The sequence below is a fragment of the Azospirillum argentinense genome, from assembly GCF_000632475.1.
GTDB lineage: Bacteria > Pseudomonadota > Alphaproteobacteria > Azospirillales > Azospirillaceae > Azospirillum > Azospirillum baldaniorum.
Window position 1 is genome coordinate 1,148,946 of sequence record NZ_CP007794.1, and the last position, 22,269, is coordinate 1,171,214.

Genomic DNA, 22,269 nt, shown 5'->3' on the forward strand with positions numbered 1-22,269 from the left:
GTCCGGCACACGCGCAACCCCCTCACCCTCCCCTCTCCCCAGAGGGGAGAGGGCATATTTTCAGGAGACCAACCCATGGCGGCGGACGCCGATAAGCCGATCCCCCTGGCCACCTACCGCGTGCAACTGCGCGCCGAGTTCGGCTTCGACCGCACCGCCGGAATCGCCGACTACATGGCGCGGCTGGGGGTCAGCCATCTCTACGCCTCGCCCTACATGAAGGCGCGGCCGGGCAGCACCCACGGCTACGACATCGTCGACCACAACGCCCTGAACCCGGAGCTGGGCAGCGAGGAGTCCTTCCACGCCATGGTCGAGGCGCTGAAGCGCAACGGGCTGGGCCAGATCCTCGACTTCGTGCCGAACCACATGGGCGTCGGCGGGGCCGACAACGGCTGGTGGCTGGACGTGCTGGAATGGGGGCCAGACAGCCCCTACGCCGGCTACTTCGACATCGAGTGGGAACCCGACCGCCGCTACCTGCACGGCAAGGTGCTGGTGCCGCTGCTCGGCGACCAGTTCGGCGCGGTTCTGGAATCCGGCGGGCTGGAGCTGCGCTTCGACAAGGAGGCCGGCGGCTTCGCCGTCTGGGCCTACGGCACCCACAAGCTGCCCATCCGGCCCGCCGACTACGGCACGATCCTGGGCGACGACCAGCCGGACCTGGAGCGCATCGGCGACGCCTTCCGCCATCTCGATCAGGTGCGCCCGCACCAGATCCGCCGCGCCAACGCCCTGAAGGCGGAGCTGGCCGCTCTGGTCTCCGAGAAGCCCGATGTCGCCGAGGCCGTGGAGCGCCGGCTGAAGCGCTTCCGTGGCGCGGAGGGCGAGCCGGAGAGCTGGCGCCGGCTGACCGAGCTGATCGCCGCCCAGAACTGGCGCGCCGCCTATTTCAAGGTGGCGGCGGACGACATCAACTACCGCCGCTTCTTCAACATCAACGAACTCGCCGGCCTGCGCATGGAGGAGCGGGAGCTGTTCGACGTCGCCCACCGGCTGGCCTTCAAGCTGGTCGACGACGGCACGCTGGACGGGCTGCGCATCGATCACATCGATGGCCTCTACGACCCCAAGGGTTATTGCGAGCGGCTGGCCCAGGCGACCGAGCGGCCCTTTTATCTGGTGGTCGAGAAGATCCTGGCCCGCCACGAGCGACTGCGCGAGGACTGGCCGATCGACGGCACCACCGGCTACGAGTTCGCCAACCTGATGGGCGGGCTGTTCGTCGACCCGCGGGGAGAGGAGGCCTTCACCAAGCTCTACGCCGACTTCACCGGACGGCGCGAGAGCTTCGACGAGGTGGTGCGGACCAGCAAGATCCGCATCATGGAAAGCGAGATGGCCAGCGAGCTTCACGTGCTGGCCCGGCAGGCCTCGCGCATCGCCCGCGCCAACCCGCGCACCGCCGACTTCACCGCCAACATCCTGCATCAGGCGCTGAAGGAGACCATCGCCCGCTTCCCGGTCTACCGCACCTATGTGGACTGGCGCGGCGTCAGCGAGCTGGACCGGCGGAGCATCGACTGGGCGATCACCCAGGCGCGCAAGGCCGACCCGAACACCGACGGCTCCGCCTATGATTTCCTGCACAGGCTGCTGACCACCGATCTGGTGGCCCAGCCGCGCAGCGGCTACAGCCGCCAGCAGGTGCTGCGCTTCGCCATGCGCTTCCAGCAGTACAGCGGTCCGGTGATGGCCAAGGGGCTGGAGGACACCGCCTTCTACCGCTACAACCGGCTGGCCGCGCTGAACGAGGTGGGCGGGCATCCCGAGCATTTCGGGGTCGGCACCGCCAACTTCCACCACGCCAACGCCGAACGGGCGGAGCGCTGGCCGCACGCCATGCTGGGCAGCACCACCCACGACACCAAGCGCGGCGAGGACACCCGCGCCCGCCTCTACGCCCTGTCGGAGATGCCGGAGGAGTGGGAGCGCCAGATCCAGACCTGGAGCCGCCTGCTGCGCGCCCGCCGCGGCGACGTGGAGGGCACCGCCCCGCCCGACCGCAACGACGAGTATCTGTTCTATCAGCTCCTCGTCGGCGCCTGGCCGGCGGAGCTGACCGGAGCGGACCCCGCCAGCCTCGACCCGCAGGCGATGACGGAGTTCGCGGAACGCCTCGCCGGCGCCATGACCAAGTCGATGCGCGAGGCCAAGGTCCACAGCACCTGGGCCGCCCCCGACGAGGCGTACGAAAGCGCCATGACCAGCTTCGTCCACGACGCGCTGGACGTGTCGCGCAGCACCGCCTTCTTCGACGCCTTCCTGCCCTTCCAGGAGCGGCTTGCCCGCATCGGCATGGTCAACGGGCTGACCCAGACCCTGCTGAAGCTGACCAGCCCCGGCGTGCCGGATATCTACCAGGGCTGCGAGCTGTGGAACTTCAGCCTCGTCGATCCCGACAACCGGCGCCCGGTGGACTACGACGCCCGCCGCCGCCTGCTCGACGAGGTTGAGGGGGCGGAGATCGGCAGCCTGCTGAGCCGCTGGCAGGACGGCGCGGTGAAGCTCTCCCTGACCCGGCGCGCCCTGGCTCTGCGGGCGGCCATGCCCGACCTGTTCGCCAAGGGCGAGTACCTGCCGCTGGAGGCAACGGGCGAACGGGCGGAGCATGTGGTGGCCTTCGCCCGGCGCCTCGGCGACGACACCGTTGTGGTCGCCGCCCCGCGTCTGGTGGGCGCGCTGGGCGAGACCCCGGACTGGGGCGACACCTCCGTCCCGCTGCCGCGCGGACAGCGCTGGCGCAACGCGCTGACCGACGGGACGCTGGAGGCCGCGGACGCGGTGACCGCCGCCGACCTCTTCCGGGACTTCCCCGTCGCCCTGCTGGTGCGGGAGGGGTGACTTCCATGGACCGCAACCCGCCGCCGCGCCGCGCGCTCGTTCCCATCGACCAGCGGCTGATCGGGAGTGACCCCGGCAAGCCCGCCGTCTTCGGGACCGTGCTGTCCGGCGATCCTCAGGAAAGTTTCCTGAACCTCTACGACGGCGGCGGGGGGCGGTTCGCCTGCGGGGTCTGGCAATGCACGCCGGGCACCATCGCCATGACCGACTGGCCCTATGAGGAGTTCTGCGTGCTGCTGGCCGGGCGGGTGGTCATCACCCCCCGGGACGGCGCGCCGCAGGAGCATGGGGAGGGCGACGCCTTCGTCATTCCCAGGGGCTTCACCGGTGTCTGGGAGGTGCGGGAGACGATCCGCAAATACTACGCGATCGAGAAGCCGCTCGGTCCCCGCGCCGCCGTGAAGCGGATGCTGCGCGCCCCGCTGTCGCTGGCCCGGCGGCTGTTGCGGCGGGGCGAGCCGGCCCTGGCCCGCGGCGGCTTTTAAAAGAACCCCCTTGACAGGGTTGCCTCACAAAATACCCGATTTCTTCGCTCGGGATTGATCGAATCCCTTCGCCACGCGTTATTCCAAAGGACAGGCGCCCGATCCGAGAAACGAGAGGCACCTCATCGGACCATTCCTGCACCACGGGACGCGACCACAGACGGACGGGAGACAAGTCATGAGCGATCATCGCCAGTGGGTCGAGCTGGACCCCAGCAACGGCTCCGAAAACATCAAGCCGCAGGACGGTCCATCCGCCGCGGCCCCCGCGCAGAACTCCGCTCAGCCGGCGGAATCCCCCGCGGCGGGCGGTCCGGAAGACGCTCCGGACCGCTGACCAACGGTCATTGTCTAAGGATACTGTTTAAAGCATGCGAAAACGGCAGGGCGGGGCCTCAGGGCCTCAGCCCTGCCGCCGCATGGGCTGTTGCGCGGGTTGGGGTGCGGTCTGCGGCGCCGGCTGCGGTGCGGCGTTCGCACGCTCGGGCCGCCCGAACAGTTCCAGCGCCGGGGGGATGGAGGACGGGCGCAGCCCCGCCAGGATTTCCCCGACGGCCCCGACCGCATCGACCAGCGCGTCGGGCATCACCGGCTTGCGCAGCAGGCCGACCGCGAAATCGCGCGCCTCCTCGCCGCGGTGGTCGAAACCGGTGATCAGCAGGGAGGGGATGTTGTGCTCCTCCCACAGCTTGCGGGCCAGCGTCAGCCCGTTCTCGCCTCCGGCCAGATAGACGTCCACCAGGGCAAGATCCGGCTGTTCCCGGACCCCCAGCCGCGTCGCCTTGGCGGCGTCGCGCAGAGGGCCGACGACCGTGTATCCGGCATTCTCCATCACGGCCTTGATGGCGGGCCCGATCAACGGGTCGTCTTCGACGACGAGCAACTTCACGGCATCTGTTCCTTGTTGGCAGACGGCGCGGGCCGACGTGGCCCGCAGCGCCCATGTTTGTCGATGCGGTGCATCAATCAAGGGGCTGATTGCGCGCAATGGAGCGAGCCGAGGGGGCACCGAACGGGCAGTGCCATCCGGAGAAGCGAACCCGCCGCCCTCTTTGCGTGTTTGAGACAGTCCAAGCGTGATGCAACCTCCGTGGGAGTCCTGCATGAAGTTCATCGAATTCACCGACCACGCCGGGGCGCCGGTCCTGATCAACGCCGCGGGCGTTCTGTACCTGCGTGGGATCGAAGGGGAGCGGACCGAGATCACCTTCGCCGGACGCTCCGAACCGCTGGTGGTCGCCGCCCCGCTGGACGAGGTGGCCCGGACGTTGGAAGATGCCACGCCGATACCGCCCGACCCCACCCTGGCGCTCGTCTCGTAAACGGTTGGTCGTCAGGGCCCGGCCTCACACGTCGTAGATCGGCCCCGGCGTGGACTTGTTGGCGCCCCCGCGCTTCTGCTCCTCCTTCTCGGTCAGTTCGGCCTCGCCGCCCTGGTCGGGCTTGACGGTGCCGTCCCGGGCCTCGTCGATCCGGTCGTCCTTGCGCTGGGGCTGGGTGGCGGGTGTCCGGTCGTCGCTCATGACGGTCCTCATGATGATTGTCGGTTCAGCGTATTCAACATTTCGGGGGCCGCGACGTTGCGCCCGTCGCCTGCCCCTTCCGGAGGGCTGATCCGCGCACGGCGCGGGTTGCCTGAAACCGTTCGCTCCATCACTTTTCGGGGCTGGAGACAAACCGGAAGGACCGCCATGATCGACCTTCACTATTGGCCGACCCCCAACGGGCACAAGATCACGCTGTTCCTGGAAGAGGCCGGGCTGGATTACACGATCCATCCCGTGGACATCTCCGCCGGGGACCAGTTCAAGCCGGACTTCCTGGCGATGTCCCCGAACAACCGCATGCCGGCCATCGTCGACCGCGCTCCGGCCGACGGCGGGGAGCCGGTGTCGGTCTTCGAATCGGGCGCGATCCTGACTTATCTGGCGGAGAAGACCGGCAAGTTCCTGCCCGCCGACCTGCGGGGCCGCAAGACGGTTCTGGAGTGGCTGTTCTGGCAGGTGGGTGGCCTCGGCCCGATGGCCGGGCAGAACCACCATTTCGTGCAATACGCGCCCGAACAGATCCCCTACGCCATCGACCGCTATGTGAAGGAAACCAACCGCCTCTACGGCGTCCTGAACAAGCGTCTGGCCGGCCGCGCCTTCATCGCCGGGGACGAGCTGACCATCGCCGACATGGCCTGCTACCCCTGGGTCGTCCCGCACGAGCGGCAGCGCCAGAACCTCGCCGACTTCCCCGAGTTGAAGCGCTGGTTCGAAGCGATCCAGGCCCGCCCGGCGACCGTCCGCGCCTATGAGAAGGGTGCGGAACTGGCCAAGCGCCCGTCGGTCACCGACGAGGGCAAGAAGATCCTCTTCGGCCAGACCGCCGCCAACGTCCAGAAGTGACTTGGAATCCCTCTCCCGCCCCGGGAGAGGGTGGCCCGAAGGGCCGGGTGAGGGCCGTGCGAGGATCAAGACACTGATCCTTGCTGGCACCCTCACCCTCCCGCCGCTTCGCGGCGGGTCCCTCCCTCTCCCGAGGCGGGAGAGGGCAACAACGCCCTTACTGCGCGGTCCAGCCGCCGTCCATCAGCAGGCTGGCGCCGGTCATCTGCGCCGCCGAATCGGAGCACAGGAAGACCGCCAGCCCGCCCAGCTCGTCCGGCGTCACGAAGGCGCCGGAGGGCTGCTTGGCGCCGAGCAGCTCCGCCTTCGCCTGCGGCTCCGGGATGTTCTTGGTCGAGGCGATCGCGTCGATCTGCTTCTGCACCAGCGGGGTCAGCACCCAACCCGGACAGATGGCGTTGCAGGTGACGCCGGTGCCCGCCGTCTCCAGCGCCACCGTCTTGGTCAGCCCGACCACGCCGTGCTTGGCCGCAACGTAGGCCGATTTGTTGACCGACGCGACATGGCCATGCACCGAGGCGATGTTCAGGATGCGCCCCCAGCCGCGCCGCTTCATGCCCGGCAGGGCGTGGTGGGTGCCGTGGAAGACGGCGGACAGGTTGAGCGCGATCACCGCGTCCCAACGGTCGGCCGGGAAGTCCTCCACCGGGGCGACGTGCTGGATGCCGGCGTTGTTCACCAGCACGTCGACGGAACCGAACGTCTCCTCCGCGTGGCCGATCAGCGCGGCGATCTCCGCCGGCTTGGACAGGTCAGCGCCGTGATAGCCGACGCGCACGCCGAACTCCGCCACCAGACCGGCGCGCAGTTCCTCGATGGCGGCCGCGTCGCCGAAGCCGTTCAGCACCACGTCCGCCCCGGCCCCGGCCAGCGCCCGCGCGATGCCCAAGCCGATCCCGCTGGTCGAGCCGGTGACCACCGCGACCTTCTGAGTCAAGGTCATGGCTTATCCTCTGTTGTCGTGTTGGTTTGGGTGCCCTCCCCCCGTCCGGGGAGAGGGCGGAACGGCGGTCAGCCTTCCAGTTCCGGGCGCTCGCGGAACTCGTCGAGCGCCATGGGATTGGCCAGCGCCTCGGTGTTCTTGATCGGGCGGCCGTGCACCGCGTCGCGCACCGCCAGTTCGGTGATCTTGCCCGAGCGCGTGCGCGGGATGTCCTTGACCGCCACGATGCGCGCCGGGACGTGCCGTGGCGAGCAGTTCTCCTTGATGCGCTTGCGGATCGTGTCCTCCAGCGCCTTGTCGAGCGTCAGCCCCTCGCGCAGCACCACGAACAGGATGACGCGCACGTCGCCGTCCCACTCCTGGCCGATGCACACCGCCTCCAGGATCTCCGGAAGCTGCTCCACCTGCCGGTAGATCTCCGCCGTGCCGATGCGCACGCCGCCGGGGTTGAGCACCGCGTCCGAGCGCCCGTAGATCACCCAGCCGCCATGCACCGTGCGCTCGATGAAATCTCCGTGCGTCCACACGTTGGGGAAACGCTCGAAATAAGCCGCGCGATACTTGGCCCCGTCCGGGTCGGCCCAGAAGCCCACCGGCATGCAGGGGAAGGGCCGCGTGCAGACCAGTTCGCCCTTCTCGCCGCTGACCGCGTGGCCGGAGTCGTCGAAGGCCGCCACCGCCATGCCGAGCCCCGCCGTCTGCAGCTCGCCCGCCCACACCGGGGCCGTCGGGTTGCCCAGCACGAAGCAGGACACGATGTCCGTGCCGCCGCTGATCGAGGCCAGATGGATGTCCGTCTTGATCGCCCGATAAACGTACGCGAAGTTCTCCGGCATCAGCGGCGAGCCGGTCGAGGCCAGCGCCCGCAGCGTGTCGAGCCGGTGCGTGCGGATCGGTTCCAGCCCCGACTTCTCGGCCTGCTGGATGAATTTGGCCGAGGTGCCGAACAGGGTCATGCCCTCGGCGTCGGCGTAGTCGAACAGGATGTTGCCGTCCGGTGCGAAGGGCGAGCCGTCGTAAAGCAGCAGCGTCGCCCCAGCGGCCAATCCGGAGACCAGCCAGTTCCACATCATCCATCCGCAGGTGGTGTAGTAGAACACCCGGTCGCCCGGCTTCACGTCGCTGTGCAGCCGGTGCTCCTTGACGTGCTGGAGCAGTGTGCCGCCGGTGCCGTGGACGATGCACTTGGGCTTACCGGTGGTGCCCGACGAATAGAGGATGAACAGCGGATGGTTGAAGGCCACCCGCTCGAAGCTCGGTTCCGCCGCCGCGAAGGGGGCGATGAAGTCGCCCCAGGTGACGCCGCCGCGGATGGCCGAGACATCCGGCGTCTCGTTGACGTAGGGGATGATGACCGCGGCCTTGACGGTGGGCAGCTCGGTCAGCACCTGGGCGATCTTCGCACGGATGTCGTGGCTCTTGCCGTTGTACCAGTAGGCATCGGGAGCAAAGAGGACCGTCGGCTCGATCTGGCCGAAACGGTCGGTGATGCCCTGGGCGCCGAAGTCGGGGGAGCAGGAGGACCAGATGGCCCCCAGGCTGGCCGTGGCGAGCATGGCGGCCAGCGTCTCGGGCATGTTGGGCACGACGGCGGCGACGCGGTCGCCCTTGCCGACGCCGGCGGCCTTGAGCGCCTGCTGGAGGCGGGACACCTCGGCCTTCAGCTCGCCGCCGGACCAGCGGCGCTTGACCTTGTCCTCGGCCCAGAAGACGACCGCCTCGCCATCCGGCGCGTTGGCGAGCATGTTCTCGGCGTAGTTCAGGCTGGCCTCGGGAAACCAGCGGGCGCCGGGCATCCTGTCGCCATCGGCCAGCGCCACGCCGCCGAGATCGCCCTTGAGTCCGGCCCACTCCCACAGGAAGCGCCAGAAATCCTCCTTGCCGGCGACCGACCAGTCGTAGAGCGCATCGTAATCGTCCAGCCGCAGCCCGAAGCGGGCGCTCGCGGCCTGCCGGAAAGCCGTCAGGTTGGAGGCGGCCACGCGCGCCTCCGACGGAGTCCACAACGGCTGATCAGAAAGCAATTGACCAGGGGACGGTTGATCCATCTTGCGGTTCCTGATGTTGGCTTTTTATGCCGTTCGGTTCTTGAGGTTCAGCGGCGGCCGAAGCGGGCCTGGAGTTCGCCCACGATGCCACGGCGGAAGACCAGCACGCAGACCACGAAGATGGCGCCGATCACCACCGGAACCGGCATGCTGGTGGCTGCCAGATAGCTTTCCAGCGTGACGACGATGGCCGCCCCCACCACCGGGCCGAGCAGCGTGCCCATGCCGCCGAGAAGGGTCATCAGCACCACCTCGCCCGACATCTGCCACGTCACGTCGGTCAGCGAGGCGAGCTGGAAGACCAGCGCCTTGGTGCCGCCGGCCAGACCGGCGAGGCTCGCCGACAGCACGAAGGCCAGCAGCTTGTAACGCTCCGTCCGGTAGCCCAGCGACACGGCGCGCGGCTCATTCTCGCGGATCGCCTTCAGCACTTGGCCGAAGGGCGAATGCACCGCGCGCCAGACCACCGCGAAGCCGACCAGGAACACCGCCAGCACGAAGTAGTACATGGACAGCGAGTTGTTCAGGTCGATCACCCCGAACAGATGCCCGCGCGGCACCGCCTGGATGCCGTCCTCGCCGCCGGTGAACTTGAGCTGCAGGGCCATGAAGAAGACCATCTGCGACAGCGCCAGCGTGATCATGGCGAAGTAGATACCCTGCCGGCGGATCGCCAGCGCGCCGAAGGCGAGGCCCAGCAGGGCGGAGAAACCCATGCCGAGCAGGATGCTGACCTCCGGCCCCAGCCCCCAGACCTTGGCGGAATGGGCGGTGATGTAGGCCGCCCCGCCGAAGAAGGCGGCGTGGCCGAAGCTCAGCAGGCCGGCGAAACCGATCAGCAGGTTGAAGGCGCAGGCGAACAGCGCGAAGCACAACACCTTCATCACGAAGACGGGATACAGCACGTAGGGCGCGGCCAGCGCGATCAGCAGACCGATGCCGAGGATGATGGCGTTTCGGGTGCTGTCCTGCCCCGGACGGCGCAGCGCGATGGTCGTCGTCTGAGAGTCGGTCGTCTTGATTTGGGCGGCCATGGCTCAGCGCTCCCGTCCGAAGAGGCCCGCGGGCTTGATGAGAAGGACGATCGCCATCACGACGAACACCACGATGTTGGAGGCTTCGGGGTAGAAGACCTTGGTCAGGCCCTCCAACAGACCCAGCCCCAGGCCGGTGACGATGGCGCCGAGGATGGAGCCCATGCCGCCGATCACCACCACCGCGAAGACGACGATGATCAGGTTGGAGCCCATCAGGGGCGACACCTGATAAATGGGTGCCGCGAGCACGCCGGCCAGCCCGGCCAGCGCGACGCCGAAGCCGTAGGTGGCGGTGATCATCACCGGCACGTTGATGCCGAAGGCCTGGACCAGCACCGGGTTCTCGGTGGCCGCCCGCAGATAGGCGCCGAGCCGCGTCCGCTCGATGGCGAACCACGTCCCGAAGCAGACGATCAGCGAGGCGACGACGACCCAGCCGCGGTAGTTGGGCAGGAACATGAAGCCCAGGTTCTGCCCGCCCTTGAGCGCGTCCGGGATCGGATAGGGCTGGCCCGACACGCCGTAGAAATGGCGGAAGGCGCCCTCCATGATCAGGGCGAGGCCGAAGGTCAGCAGCAGGCCGTAGAGATGGTCGAGCTTGTAGAGCCGCGACAGCATGGTTTTTTCCAGCACCACGCCCAGCAGCGCGACGATCAGCGGCGACAGGCCCAACGCCCACCAGTAGCCGAGGCCGAGCTTCGTCAGCAGCAGCCACGCCACGAAGGCGCCGATCATATAGAGCGCGCCGTGGGCGAAGTTGATGACGTTCAGCATGCCGAAGATGACCGCCAGCCCAAGGCTGAGCAGCGCGTAGAAGGACCCGTTGATGAGGCCGAGCAGAAGCTGGCCGAACAGGACCTGGGGCGGCACCCCCAGCAAGTCGAACATGACCGTCCCTCCCTGTGTATCGGACTTTTGATTTTTTGATTGATGTCAGAAGGAGGCCCCCACCCAACCCTCCCCCTGCGAAGCGGGGGGAGGCCGGGAGGGGTGCCCGTCTAAAAACTCAGACCCTTACTTCACCAGCGCGCAGCCGCTCTTGGCCGGGTCGAGGAACGCCTGCTCGGCCGGGATCGTCTTCACGATCTTGTAGTAGTCCCAGGGGGCCTTGGACTCGTCCGGGGTCTTCACCTGGGCCAGATACATGTCGTGGAACATGCGGCCGTTGGCGGCGATCTTGCCGTTCTTGGTGAACATGTCGGCGACCGGGGTCTCGCGCATCTTGGCGGCGACCTTGTCCGGATCGTCGGAGCCGACCGCCTCGACCGCCTTCAGGTAGTGGCGGACGGCGGAGTAGACGCCAGCCTGGACCATGGTCGGCTTGCGGCCGGCCTTGGCCTCGAACTTCTTCGTCCACTCGCGGGTCTGCTCGTCCATGTCCCAGTAGAAACCGGTGGTCAGCAGCAGGCCCTGGGAGGCCTGGAGGCCCAGCGCGTGGACATCGCTGATGAACAGCAGCAGGCCGGCGAGGCTCTGGCCCGACTGGGTGATGCCGAACTCCGACGCCTGCTTGACGGCGTTGGTGGCGTCGCCGCCCGCGTTGGCGAGGCCGATCACGTCGGCCTTGGAGGCCTGGGCCTGGAGCAGGTAGGACGAGAAGTCGGCGTTGCCCAGCGGATGGCGGACGTTGCCCGCGACCTTGCCGTCGAGCTGCTTGACCATCTTCGAGGTCTCATCCTCCAGCGAGTGGCCGAAGGCGTAGTCCGCGGTGATGAAGTACCAGTTCTTCTTGCCCTGCTCGACCAGCGCGCGGGCGGTGCCGGCGGCCATGGCGTAGTTGTCGTAGGTCCACTGGAAGCCGTAGGGGCTGCAGGACTTGCCGCTGAGGTCGGTCGAGCCCGGACCGGACATCAGGAAGATGCGCTTCTTGTCCTTGGTGATGCCCTGGACGGCCAGCGCGGCGGCGGAGTTCGGCACGTCGGCGATGACGTCCACGTTGCCGGCGTCGATCCACTCGCGCGCCGTGTTGGCGGCGATGTCGGCCTTGTTCTGGTGATCGGCGACGACGATCTCGATCGGCGCGCCGGCGATCTTGCCGCCGAACTCCTCGGCCGCGAGACGGGCGGCGATGGCCGAGCCTTCGCCGGCGAGGTCGGCGTAGATGCCGGACCGGTCGTTCATCACGCCGATCTTGATCACGTTGTTGGAGACCTGGGCGTGCGCGGCCCCGGCGGTCAGCGCCAGCAATGCGGTCCCGCAAAGCAACGTCTTGAGCATTTCGAACTCCCTTCGATTGGCTTTGTTTTGCGTGTTTTCGGCAGAGGGGGTGATTTGGTCAGACACCCAGATAGGTGTGGAGCTTGTCCATGTTCTGGGCGAGCTGGTCGTTGGGGATCATGTCGACGACATGGCCTTCCTCCATCACGTAATGGCGGTCGGCGATGGTCGCGGCGAAGCGGAAATTCTGCTCCACCAGCACGATGGTGAAGCCGCGCTGCTTCAGCTTGCGCACCGCCACCCCGATCTGCTCGATGATGACGGGGGCAAGCCCCTCGGTCGGCTCGTCGAGCAGGATCAGGTCGGCGCCGGTGCGCAGGATGCGCGCGATGGCCAGCATCTGCTGCTCGCCGCCCGACAGGCGCGTGCCCTGGGTGGTGCCGCGGCCCTGCAGGTTCGGGAACAGCTCGTAGATCTGCGGCACCGTCATGCCGCCCGACTTGACCACCGGCGGCAGCATCAGGTTCTCGTCCACGCTGAGCGAGGCGAAGATGCCGCGCTCCTCCGGCACGTAGCCGATGCCGAGGCGGGGAATCTTGTGCTGCGCCATGCCGATCAGCTCCTTGCCCTGGAAGCGGATCGAACCGTTGCGTTTGCCGACGATGCCCATGATCGAGCGCATGGTCGTCGTCTTGCCGGCGCCGTTGCGGCCCAGCAGGGTCACCACCTCGCCCTGGCGCACGTCGATGTTGACGCCGTGCAGCACGTGGCTTTCGCCGTAGAAGGCCTGGAGGTCGCGGATCTCCAGCATGGCCGTTTTCACATTCGCGCCGTCAGGCATGGCCCACCTCACCCGTCCCCATGTAGGCTTCCATGACCTGCGGGTTGCGCGATACGACGTCGTATGCGCCCTCCGCCAGGATCTCGCCGCGGCGGAGCACGGTGATGGTGTCCGACAGGTGGGCGACGACCGACAGGTTGTGCTCCACCATCAGGATGGTGCGGTCGGCGGAGACGCGCTTGATCAGCGCGGCGGTGCCTTCGATGTCCTCGTGGCCCATGCCGGCCAGCGGCTCGTCGAGCAGCATCACCTCCGGGTCGAGCGCCAGCGTGGTGGCGATCTCCAGCGCGCGCTTGCGGCCGTAGGGCAACTCGGCGGCGGTGTGGCCGGCCCAGGGGGTCAGGTTCACCGCCTCGATCAGTTCCTCGGCGCGGTCGTGCAGGTCGTGCAGGCTGGCCTCGGGCTTCCAGAAATGGAAGCTGGTGCCGCGCGGGCGCTGCAGCGCGACGCGGACATTCTCCAGCACGCTGAGGTGCGGGAAGACCGCGGAAATTTGGAACGACCGCACCATGCCGAGCAGCGCCACGTCGGCGGGCTTCATGGCGGTGATGTCGCGCCCCTTGTACAGGATCTGGCCACGCGTCGGCGTCAGGAACTTGGTCAGCAGGTTGAAGACCGTGCTCTTGCCGGCGCCGTTCGGGCCGATCAGCGCGTGGATGGTGCCGCGGCGGACCTGGAGATTCACCTCCTTCACCGCGATGAAGCCCTTGAACTCCTTCGAGAGTCCACGCGCTTCCAGAATGATGTCGTCGGCCATGGGTGCCGTTTTTCCCTCCCTGTTCGTCCGCGTCGTCTGCCGGTCCGCGTTTTTGGTTAGGCTGATATAAGCACAGAACATGCCAACTGCGGAAGATTCGAACAAGCCCTTGAAATCGTTTATTTCCCCCTATGAGACCGTGGGCGTCCCATACCGTCCGGAGTGTCAGCTTTCCAGACAGACTGTACCGATCTTCCGACACACCGACGGCGGCATGGGCGAAGCGCTCCGGGTTCGGCGACACGGTTTCCGGGCGCCAAATGGCCGCTTGCAAATCGGGGGTCCGCCTGCAATTCTGCGCCTCCGACGGTGCCCCGGCCGCCGTGAAGGCGCGGGGATAATAGGGAATGCGGTGCGGACCCGGATGGGGTCCAAGGCCGCGGCTGCCCCCGCAACTGTGTGCGGCGAGTCGGCCTCCGGACATGCCACGGGCCGACAGGCCGGGAAGGCGGGAGGCGCGACGACGACCCGCAAGCCAGGAAACCTGCCGCCGGACCGACACTCATCCAATCCGCCGGGTGTGGCGGAGACAAGGAAGCCAGATCATGACCACCGGCCCGCTGACCGCCGGAAAGACCCCGGCCACCGTCATCACCGGCTTTCTCGGCGCCGGGAAGACGACGCTGATCCGCAGCCTGCTGGAGCAGGCCGGCGGGCGCCGTCTGGCGCTGATCATCAACGAGTTCGGCGACGTCGGCATCGACGGCGAAATCCTGCGCGCCTGCGGCGATCCGACCTGCACCGAGGATGACGTGATCGAGCTGGCGAACGGCTGCCTGTGCTGCACCGTCGCCGACGATTTCGTCCCGGCCATCGAGAAGCTGCTGTCCCGCCCGCAGCCGCCGGAACACATCATCATCGAGACCAGCGGCCTCGCCCTGCCGAAGCCACTCGTCCAGGCCTTCCATTGGCCGGCGATCAAGACCCGGGTGACGGTGGACGGGGTGGTCGCGGTGGTCGACGCCGCCGCCGCCGCGGAGGGCCGCTTCGCCCCCGATCCGGCGGCGCTGGCCGCCCAGGCCGCCGAGGCCGGGCAACTCGACCACGAGACCCCGGTGGAGGAGGTGTTCGAGGACCAGCTCCTCTGCGCCGACCTGATCGTGGTGAACAAGACCGATCTGGTGGATGCCGCCGATCTGGCCAAGGTCGAGGACCTGATCCGCGCCGCCATGGCCGAGGGCGGCATGGCTGAGGGCGGGGCTGGGCGCGAGGCCAAGATCCTGCGCGCCAGCAACGGCAGGGTCGATCCGGTGGTGCTTCTCGGCGTCGGCGCCGGGGCCGAGGACGACCTCGCCAACCGCCCCAGCCACCATGACGAGGAGGAGGGCCACGACCACGACGACTTCACCAGCTTCGTCGTGGAACTCGGCCCGCAACCCGACCCGGCGGCGCTGGCGAAGACGCTGGAGCGGGTCGCCGCCGCCCATGGCGTGCTGCGCCTGAAAGGTTTCATCGACGTGCCGGGCAAGCCGATGCGCCTTCTGGTGCAGGGCGTGGGAACGCGCATCCAGACCCATTTCGACCGCTTCTGGAAGCCCGACGAGCCGCGCCGCAGCCGTCTGGTGGTGATCGGCGAGACGGGCCTGGACCGCGACGCCGTGTCCGCGGCGCTGGGGTGATTTTTAGCCTTCACAACCCTCTCCCCTCTGGGGAGAGGGTGGCCCGCAGGGCCGGTGAGGGGGTTGCGCTTACGCCGGGCGTTCCGCCACGCGCAACCCCCTCACCCTAACCCTCTCCCCAGAGGGGAGAGGGGATTTTCGTAAAGCACTTTCGCCATGCACCTACTCGCCGCCCGCCAGGAAGACCTCGACGCCGGCCCCCAGGCCGTGGATCTGGGGCAGAGCCCGGCGGACCTCGTCGTCCTGTCCTTCTCCGACAGCGATCTGACGGCGCTCGCCGCCTGCTGGAAGCGCCATCGCGACACGTTGCCCACCCTGCGGCTGGCGAATCTCGCGCGGCTGGGGCACCCGCTGTCGGTGGACCTTTACGTCGAGTCCGTGATCCGCAAGGCGAAGCTGGTCGTTCTGCGGCTGCTCGGCGGGGCGGGCTATTGGCGCTACGGGCTGGACCATGTCGCCGCCGCCTGCCGGGAGTCCGGGGTGGCGCTGGCCGTGCTGCCCGGCTGCGCCCAGCCGAACCCCGCCCTGGAGGGCTACGGCACCGTTCCGGCGGAGGCGGCGCAACGGCTGTGGCGTGGATTCACCGAAGGCGGGCCGGACAACATGGCCAACCTGCTGGCCTACGCCGCCACGCTGGCCGGGCAGGACCGCCCTTGGCGCGAACCGGCGCCGGTGCCGCGCTTTGGCGTCTATGAGGGCTGGTCCGGCCACGTCACCGGCCCCTGCGCGCCGGTCGTATTCTACCGCTCCCACCTGCTGGCCGGCGACCTGGAGCCGGTGCACGCGCTGTGCGACGCGCTGGCCGCGCGCGGCCTCGCCCCGCTGCCGCTGTTCGTGGCGAGCCTGAAGGAACCGGACTGCGCCGCCTGGATGCGCGCCACCCTGACCGCCCGCGACGCCGCCGTCGTGATGAACCTGACCGGCTTCTCGGCGGCGCGCGAGGACGGGTCGCCACTGGAAGCCAACGGCACGCCGGTGCTTCAGGCCGTGCTGTCCACCACGCCCGAGGAGGGCTGGCGCGGCTCCGCCCGCGGCATGGGGCCATCCGACCTCGCCATGAACGTTGTGCTGCCGGAGATGGACGGGCGCATCCTGACCCGTGCCATCGCCTTCAAGGCCGAAGGGGCGCTGGACCCCGACCTGGAGTTCGCTCCGACGCTGATCCGCCCGGTGCCCGACCGGGTGGCCTTCGCCGCCGATCTGGCCGCCGCCTGGGTGCGGCTGGGCGCCACGCCAAGGGCCGGGCGCAAGCTGGCGCTGGTGCTGTCCGACTATCCGGGGCCGGGCGGCGGCATCGGCCACGCGGTGGGCCTCGACACCCCGGCGAGCGTCGTCGGCATTCTGGAACGGCTGCGCGCCGAGGGCTATGGGCTCGACGGGCTTCCCGACGGCCCCGCCGCCCTGATGGAGACGCTGACCGGCGGGAGTACCGCCGCGCTGAGCTTTGAGGACTACCGCCGCCTCGTCCCCGCCGAGACCCGCGCCCGCATCGCCGCCACCTGGGGCGACGAGGAGGCCGACCCACGTTCCGACGGCACCGCCTTCCGCTTCACGGTGCTGGCCTGCGGCAACGTCGCCGTCGCCGTGCAGCCGAGCCGCGGCCACGGTCCGCTGACCACCACCCAGCACCACGACCCGGAGACGCCGCCCAGCCACGGCTACTTCGCCTTCCACCTCTGGCTCCGCCATGTCCTGGGCATCCACGCGCTGGTGCAGGTGGGCGCGCACGGGACGCTGGAATGGCTGCCGGGCAAGGCCGTCGCCCTGTCCGCCGACTGCTGGCCGGAGATCGTCGCCGGTCCCTTGCCCTGCCTCTACCCCTTCATCGTCAACAACCCCGGAGAGGGGGTGCAGGCGCGCCGCCGGTTGGGCGCGGTCCTGATCGGCCACCTGACCCCGCCGCCGGTCGAGGCCGGGCTGCACGGCGACCTCGCCGCACTTGAAACGGCCATCGACGAATATTCGATGGCGACCGGGCTGGACCCGCGGCGGCTGGGCACGCTGCGCCAGACCATCCTCGATCTGGCCTGGACATCCGGCGTCGCCGCCGACTGCAACCTGCGGCCCGACGACGACCCCGACGCCATCCTCAGCCGCCTCGACGCCCATCTCTGCGACATCAAGGAGATGCAGATCCGCGACGGGCTGCACGTCTTCGGCACCACGCCGGAGCCGGAGCGCCGCGCCCGCCTGCTCGCCGCCGTCGCGCGCTTCGCCACGGCCGAGGACGTCGCCCCGGCGCTGGACGCCTGCGGCGAGGCGGAGATGATCGCCCTGCTGGCCGGGCTGGACGGGCGCTTCGTCAAGCCCGGCCCCGGCGGCTCCCCGGCGCGGGGGCGGGCGGATACGCTGCCCACCGGGCGGAACCTCTACGCGCTCGATCCGCGCGGCGTGCCCACGCCGACCGCCTGGACGCTGGGCTGGCAGGCGGCGGACGCGCTGATCACCCGCTATCTGCAGGACCACGGCGACTGGCCGAAGCGGCTGGTGGTGGATTGCTGGGGCACCCCGGCCATGCGCACCGGCGGCGACGAGCTGGCTCAGGCCATGGCCCTGCTCGGCGTGCGCCCGCTGTGGGAGAACGGCTCCGGGCGGGTCACCGGCTTCGAGGTGATGCCGGCCTCCGTCCTCGGCCGGCCGCGGGTGGACGTGACGCTGCGCATCTCCGGCCTGTTCCGCGACGTCTTCCCGCAGCAGATCGCCCTGTTCGACCAGGCCGTCCGCGCCGTGATGGCGGAGGACGAACCGGAGGACGTGAACCCCATCGCCGCCGCGCTCCGCACCGACCGAGCCGAGCTGGAAACCGGCGGCACCCCGGCGGCGGAGGCCGAGCGCTGGGCCAGCGCGCGGGTCTTCGGCGCCGCACCCGGCGCCTACGGCACGGCGCTGCCCGGCATGATCGCGCGCGGAGACTGGAGCGTGCGGGCCGACTTCGGCGCCGCCTATCTGGAGGGAAGCTGCCACGCCTACGGCAAGGGGCTGGAGGGCGTTCCGCTGCCCAGCCTGTTCCGCCGCCGCATCGGCGGGGCCGACGCGCTCATCCACCACCAGGATCAGCGGGAGCACGACGTCCTCTCCACCGACGGCTTCATGCAGTATGAGGGCGGCTTCTCCGCCGCCGCCGCCCTGGTCGACAACGACCCGGCGCTCTACCATCTCGACAGCTCGGAGCCGGAGAGCGTGACCGTCCGCACACTGGGGGAGGAGATCGCCCGCGTGCTGCGCGGCCGGGCGGCCAACCCGCGCTGGATCGACGGCATGATGCGCCACGGCTACCGCGGCGCCGGGGAGCTGGCGGCGAGCGTGGACACGCTGTTCGCCTTCGCCGCGACCACCACGGCGGTGCGGCCCCACCATTTCGACCAGTTGTACGACGCCTATGTGGACGACCAGCGGGTGTGGGACTTCCTGGCGCAGTCCAATCCGGCCGCCGCCCGGCATATCCTGGACCGGTTGACCGAAGCCCTGGAGCGCGGTCTCTGGCACCCACGCCGCAATTCGACGGGCGACGATCTGCGCCGCCGCAAGGAGATGTCCGCATGAGCGCGATCACCCAACGCCGCAACCCGCCGCGCCGGCGCGGCATGTGCCCCGGCGTTCTGGCCCCCATGGAGGTCGGCGACGGGCTGCTGGTCCGCGTGCGCGTCCCCGCCGGGGTGCTTCCCGCCGCCTCGGCGAAACGGATCGCGGAGCTGGGGCGGCGTTACGGCAACGGTCTGGTCGACCTCAGCCACCGCGGCAACCTGCAACTGCGCGGCGTCGCCGCTACGGACATGGCCGCGCTGATCGAGGAACTTCGCGCGCTCGGCTACGTCTCGGAGGACGCGGAGAGCGAGGCGGTGCGCAACGTGCTGACCTCCCCGACTGCCGGCCTGGACGGGACGGCGGTGCTGGACGTGCGCCCCTACGCCCTGGCGCTCGACGCCCGGCTGGCGGCCGACCGGGACCTCCACCGGCTGCCGCCGAAGTTCGGCTGGCTGGTCGATGGCGGCGGGCAGGCCACCCTGTTCGACAGCAGCACCGACGTGCGCTTCGACGCGGTGGCAGGAGCGGTGGACGGGCCGCTGTTCCGCGTCGGGCTGGGCGGGGCGGTCGAGGGAGCCACAGTGCTGGGTCATTGCCGCCCCGACGATCTGGTGGAGATTGCGGCGGCGCTGGCGCGGACCTTCCTGGAGCTTCGCCAGACCCTGGCCGAGCCGCCGCGGCGCATGGCCGTTCTGGTCAAGGCGCTGGGGGTGGAGGTGTTGAGGGAACGGGTGGCGGGGATGCTGACCGGCCCCGCGCTGGCGCGCGGGTCCCTCCCTCCCCCGCCGGTGGCGGTGGAGGGCGAGGCGGCGGCAGTTCCCTCTCCCTCGCAGAGGGGGAGGGTTAGGGAGGGGGCAACATCGCCCACCCGGCTCTTCCTCGGCCCCCAACCCTTCTGGCTGGGCGTCGCCTTCCCCTTCGGCCGCCTCGACGTCGACCGGCTGGAGGCGCTCGCCGCCCTCACCCACGAGATCCGCATCACGCCCTGGCGCGCGCTGCTGCTGGCCGCCCCCCAGGACGGCGCCGCGGAGACAGCCACCGCCCTCGGCGGTATCCTCGACCACCACGACATTCGCCTGAAGCTCACCGCCTGCAGCGGGGTCACCGGCTGCGACGTCGGCACCACCGACACCCACGCGGACGGCCTCGCCATCGCCGGGCGCGCGGCGGGCTTGCTGGAGGCGGTGCGGATGGTGCATGTCTCCGGCTGCGCGAAGGGCTGCGCCTATCCCGGCGCGGCGGATGTCACGCTCACCGCACGGGAAGGCGTCTACGACGTCGCGCTGAACGCCGCCCCCGGCGGCACGCCCTGGCGGTCCGGCCTGACACCGTCCGAGGCCGTCACCGCCGTGGCCGATCTGTCTGTTGAGGAGTTGTTCCGTGTCCGCTGAGCCGCTTTACGACTACATCCGCGATGGAGCGGCCATCTACCGCCAGTCCTTCGCCACCATCCGGGCGGAGGCCGACCTGTCGGCGATCCCCGACGACCTGAAAGCGGTGGCGGTGCGCGTCATCCACGCCTGCGGCATGGTGGACGCGGCCAAGGACCTGATGTTCTCTCCCAACGTGGGGACGGCGGCGCGAACGGCTCTGCGTAATGGCGCGGCGATCCTCTGCGACAGCGAGATGGTCGCCCACGGCATCACGCGGGCGCGTCTGCCGGCCGACAACGCCGTCGTCTGCACGCTGCGCGACCCGGCGGTGCCGGAGCTTGCCAAACAGGTCGAAAACACCCGCTCCGCCGCCGCGCTGGAGCTGTGGGTGCCCCGGCTGGCCGGATCCGTCGTCGCCATCGGCAACGCGCCGACCGCCCTGTTCAAGCTGCTGGAGATGATCCGCGACGGCGCGCCGAAGCCGGCGGCGGTGCTGGGCTTCCCGGTGGGCTTCGTGGGTGCGGCGGAAAGCAAGGATGCGCTGGCCGAGGTGCCCTTTGGCCTGCCCTTCCTGGCGATCAAGGGCCGCCGCGGCGGCAGCGCCATGGCGGCGGCGGCGGTCAACGCCCTGGCGAGCGACGTGGAATAATGAGCAACGCATCCAAGACCACCGGCACCCTCTACGGCGTCAGCGTCGGCCCCGGCGATCCAGACCTGATGACCGTGCGCGCCATGCGCACCATCGGCGCCTGCCCGGTGGTCGCCTATTTCTGCAAGCGTGGCACCTCCGGGCAGGCCCGGCGCATCGCCGACGGCTGCATCACGGCGGAGCACATCGAGCTGCCGATGGTCTATCCGGTGACGGTCGAGCTGCCGCCCAGCCACCCCGACTACGGCCGCCAGATCGAGGCCTTCTTCGACGAGTCCGCCGAACGGCTGGCCGAGCACCTCGCCGCCGGGCGTTCCATCGCCGCGCTGAACGAGGGCGACGCCTTCTTCTACGGCAGCTTCATGCACCTGTTCCTGCGGCTGGCCTCGCGCTTCCCGACGGAGGTGGTGCCGGGCGTGACGTCGATGATGTGCAGCGCCTCGCTGCTGCCGCGCCCGCTGACGCTGCGTGACGACGTGCTGTCGGTCATCCCCGGCACGCTGGGGGAGGAGGCGCTGCTGCGCGCGCTGCGCAACGCCGACGCCGCGGTGATCATGAAGCTGGGCCAGAACCTGCCGAAGGTCCGCCGCGCCGTGGAGGCCGCCGGGTTGGCCGACCGCGCCTGGTACATCGAGCGGGCGAGCATGGCGGACCAGCGCGTCATGCCCTTCCGCGAGGCGCCGGAAACCGCCCCCTACTTCTCGCAGATCGTCATCCCCGGCGAGGGGCTGCGGCGATGACCGCCGATCCTCAAACCGGATGGTTGAAGGTCGTCGGGCTCGGCCCCGGCACCGAGGACTGGCTGACCCCGGAGGCCCGGCGCGATCTGGCGGAGGCGACCGACCTCATCGGCTATTTCCCCTATGTGGACCGCGTGCCGCCGGGGCCGCAGGTGCGCCACGCCTCCGACAACCGGGTGGAGCTGGACCGCGCCCGCCACGCCCTTGAACTGGCGGCGGAGGGCCGCCGGGTGGCGGTGGTGTCGGGCGGCGACCCCGGAATCTTCGCCATGGCCGCCGCAGTGTTCGAGGCGCTGGACGATCCGGCGGCGCCCGCGGCGTGGCACCGCGTGCAGCTGTCCGTCGATCCCGGCATCTCCGCGATGCAGGCGGCGGCGGCGCGGGCCGGCGCGCCGCTCGGCCATGATTTCTGCGCCATTTCGCTGTCCGACAACCTGAAGCCGTGGGAGGTGGTGCTGAAGCGCCTGCATCTGGCGGCGGAGGCGGATTTCGTCATTGCGCTCTACAACCCGATCAGCCGCGCCCGCCCCTGGCAGCTCGGCGCCGCCTTCGACGCGCTGCGCGATCTCCGCTCGGCGGAGACGCCGGTGATCCTCGCCCAGGCGGTCGGCCGCCCCGACGAGGCGCTGACCATCACGACCCTGGGTGCGGTGGACGCGGCGCAGGCCGACATGCGGACCTGCGTCATCATCGGCGCCTCGCACACCCGGCTGGTGCCCCGCGAGGGTGCGCAGCCGTGGGTCTACACACCGCGCAGCTACGGGGTGCGGGGGTGAGGACGGTGTCGAAACGGGCCCCCACCCTAACCCTCCCCCGCTCCGCAGGGGAGGGAATCTCCTCCCCCTGCGAAGCGGGGGG

The 22,269-nt window shown here is 69.6% G+C and carries 20 protein-coding genes and 1 riboswitch; of the genes, 11 read left to right on the forward strand and 9 right to left on the reverse strand.

Annotated elements, in window-relative coordinates:
* Positions 1-75: 75 nt before the first annotated feature.
* From treY to ABAZ39_RS36575, 3 genes are all read left to right on the forward strand, one after another.
* Positions 76-2,844: a malto-oligosyltrehalose synthase gene (gene treY, locus ABAZ39_RS19380; RefSeq protein ID WP_040134428.1), complete on the forward strand. Its 2,769-nt coding sequence runs from the start codon at positions 76-78 to the stop codon at positions 2,842-2,844.
* A gap of 5 nt (positions 2,845-2,849) precedes the next feature.
* Entirely contained in the window at positions 2,850-3,329 is a 480-nt protein-coding gene (locus tag ABAZ39_RS19385; RefSeq protein WP_207197870.1) for a cupin domain-containing protein, read from the forward strand.
* A 178-nt stretch (positions 3,330-3,507) separates the two neighbouring features.
* Positions 3,508-3,666, forward strand: coding sequence for a hypothetical protein (locus ABAZ39_RS36575; protein ID WP_176025325.1), 159 nt, complete (start codon positions 3,508-3,510; stop codon positions 3,664-3,666).
* Positions 3,667-3,732: 66 nt separating this feature from the next.
* Here ABAZ39_RS36575 and ABAZ39_RS19390 read toward each other — a convergent pair whose 3' ends face one another.
* On the reverse strand, positions 3,733-4,218 hold the full coding sequence (locus ABAZ39_RS19390) for a response regulator (protein ID WP_040134430.1): 486 nt from the start codon (positions 4,216-4,218) through the stop codon (positions 3,733-3,735).
* Between the two features lie 214 nt (positions 4,219-4,432).
* On the opposite strand from ABAZ39_RS19390, the gene ABAZ39_RS19395 reads away from it, so the two are divergent.
* Complete coding sequence (locus tag ABAZ39_RS19395; RefSeq protein ID WP_040134431.1) at positions 4,433-4,651, forward strand: hypothetical protein; 219 nt, start codon at positions 4,433-4,435, stop codon at positions 4,649-4,651.
* Positions 4,652-4,675: 24 nt separating this feature from the next.
* On the opposite strand, the gene ABAZ39_RS36225 is transcribed toward ABAZ39_RS19395, so the two are convergent.
* Complete coding sequence (locus ABAZ39_RS36225) at positions 4,676-4,852, reverse strand: hypothetical protein (protein ID WP_014197549.1); 177 nt, start codon at positions 4,850-4,852, stop codon at positions 4,676-4,678.
* Positions 4,853-5,020: 168 nt separating this feature from the next.
* On the opposite strand from ABAZ39_RS36225, the gene ABAZ39_RS19400 reads away from it, so the two are divergent.
* Positions 5,021-5,722: a glutathione binding-like protein gene (locus ABAZ39_RS19400; RefSeq protein WP_014197550.1), complete on the forward strand. Its 702-nt coding sequence runs from the start codon at positions 5,021-5,023 to the stop codon at positions 5,720-5,722.
* A 157-nt stretch (positions 5,723-5,879) separates the two neighbouring features.
* Here ABAZ39_RS19400 and ABAZ39_RS19405 read toward each other — a convergent pair whose 3' ends face one another.
* The 7 genes from ABAZ39_RS19405 to ABAZ39_RS19435 form a co-directional block, all read right to left on the reverse strand.
* The gene (locus ABAZ39_RS19405; protein WP_040134432.1) at positions 5,880-6,665 is read right to left on the reverse strand and encodes a 3-hydroxybutyrate dehydrogenase; all 786 of its coding nucleotides are present in this window, start codon (positions 6,663-6,665) and stop codon (positions 5,880-5,882) included.
* 68 nt (positions 6,666-6,733) lie between these two features.
* Positions 6,734-8,713, reverse strand: coding sequence for an acetoacetate--CoA ligase (locus ABAZ39_RS19410; RefSeq protein WP_040134433.1), 1,980 nt, complete (start codon positions 8,711-8,713; stop codon positions 6,734-6,736).
* A 47-nt stretch (positions 8,714-8,760) separates the two neighbouring features.
* Positions 8,761-9,747, reverse strand: coding sequence for a branched-chain amino acid ABC transporter permease (locus ABAZ39_RS19415; RefSeq protein ID WP_040134434.1), 987 nt, complete (start codon positions 9,745-9,747; stop codon positions 8,761-8,763).
* A gap of 3 nt (positions 9,748-9,750) precedes the next feature.
* The gene (locus ABAZ39_RS19420) at positions 9,751-10,638 is read right to left on the reverse strand and encodes a branched-chain amino acid ABC transporter permease (protein WP_040134435.1); all 888 of its coding nucleotides are present in this window, start codon (positions 10,636-10,638) and stop codon (positions 9,751-9,753) included.
* Positions 10,639-10,764: 126 nt separating this feature from the next.
* Positions 10,765-11,967: an ABC transporter substrate-binding protein gene (locus ABAZ39_RS19425; protein WP_040134436.1), complete on the reverse strand. Its 1,203-nt coding sequence runs from the start codon at positions 11,965-11,967 to the stop codon at positions 10,765-10,767.
* Positions 11,968-12,025: 58 nt separating this feature from the next.
* The gene (locus tag ABAZ39_RS19430; RefSeq protein ID WP_040134437.1) at positions 12,026-12,748 is read right to left on the reverse strand and encodes an ABC transporter ATP-binding protein; all 723 of its coding nucleotides are present in this window, start codon (positions 12,746-12,748) and stop codon (positions 12,026-12,028) included.
* The gene (locus ABAZ39_RS19435; RefSeq protein WP_040134438.1) at positions 12,741-13,505 is read right to left on the reverse strand and encodes an ABC transporter ATP-binding protein; all 765 of its coding nucleotides are present in this window, start codon (positions 13,503-13,505) and stop codon (positions 12,741-12,743) included. Before ABAZ39_RS19435 ends, ABAZ39_RS19430 begins: the two co-directional genes overlap by 8 nt.
* A 290-nt stretch (positions 13,506-13,795) precedes the next feature.
* A riboswitch (cobalamin riboswitch) is annotated at positions 13,796-14,011 on the forward strand.
* Positions 14,012-14,050: 39 nt separating this feature from the next.
* Between ABAZ39_RS19435 and cobW the strand changes: the two genes are divergently transcribed.
* The 6 genes from cobW (at position 14,051) to cobJ (ending at position 22,187) form a co-directional block, all read left to right on the forward strand.
* On the forward strand, positions 14,051-15,124 hold the full coding sequence (gene cobW / locus ABAZ39_RS19440; protein WP_040134439.1) for a cobalamin biosynthesis protein CobW: 1,074 nt from the start codon (positions 14,051-14,053) through the stop codon (positions 15,122-15,124).
* 156 nt (positions 15,125-15,280) lie between these two features.
* Positions 15,281-18,667 (forward strand): cobaltochelatase subunit CobN, encoded by a 3,387-nt coding sequence (gene cobN / locus ABAZ39_RS19445; RefSeq protein ID WP_040134440.1) that lies wholly within the window; start codon positions 15,281-15,283, stop codon positions 18,665-18,667.
* Positions 18,664-20,040, forward strand: a complete 1,377-nt coding sequence (gene cobG, locus ABAZ39_RS19450) for a precorrin-3B synthase (RefSeq protein ID WP_040134441.1) — start codon at positions 18,664-18,666, stop codon at positions 20,038-20,040. The genes cobN and cobG overlap by 4 nt, the downstream gene beginning before the upstream one ends.
* Positions 20,030-20,671, forward strand: a complete 642-nt coding sequence (locus tag ABAZ39_RS19455) for a precorrin-8X methylmutase (RefSeq protein ID WP_040134442.1) — start codon at positions 20,030-20,032, stop codon at positions 20,669-20,671. Before cobG ends, ABAZ39_RS19455 begins: the two co-directional genes overlap by 11 nt.
* Positions 20,671-21,411, forward strand: a complete 741-nt coding sequence (locus tag ABAZ39_RS19460; RefSeq protein ID WP_040134443.1) for a precorrin-2 C(20)-methyltransferase — start codon at positions 20,671-20,673, stop codon at positions 21,409-21,411. The genes ABAZ39_RS19455 and ABAZ39_RS19460 overlap by 1 nt, the downstream gene beginning before the upstream one ends.
* The gene (cobJ, locus tag ABAZ39_RS19465) at positions 21,408-22,187 is read left to right on the forward strand and encodes a precorrin-3B C(17)-methyltransferase (RefSeq protein ID WP_040134444.1); all 780 of its coding nucleotides are present in this window, start codon (positions 21,408-21,410) and stop codon (positions 22,185-22,187) included. Before ABAZ39_RS19460 ends, cobJ begins: the two co-directional genes overlap by 4 nt.
* The last annotated feature ends 82 nt before the right edge of the window (positions 22,188-22,269 follow it).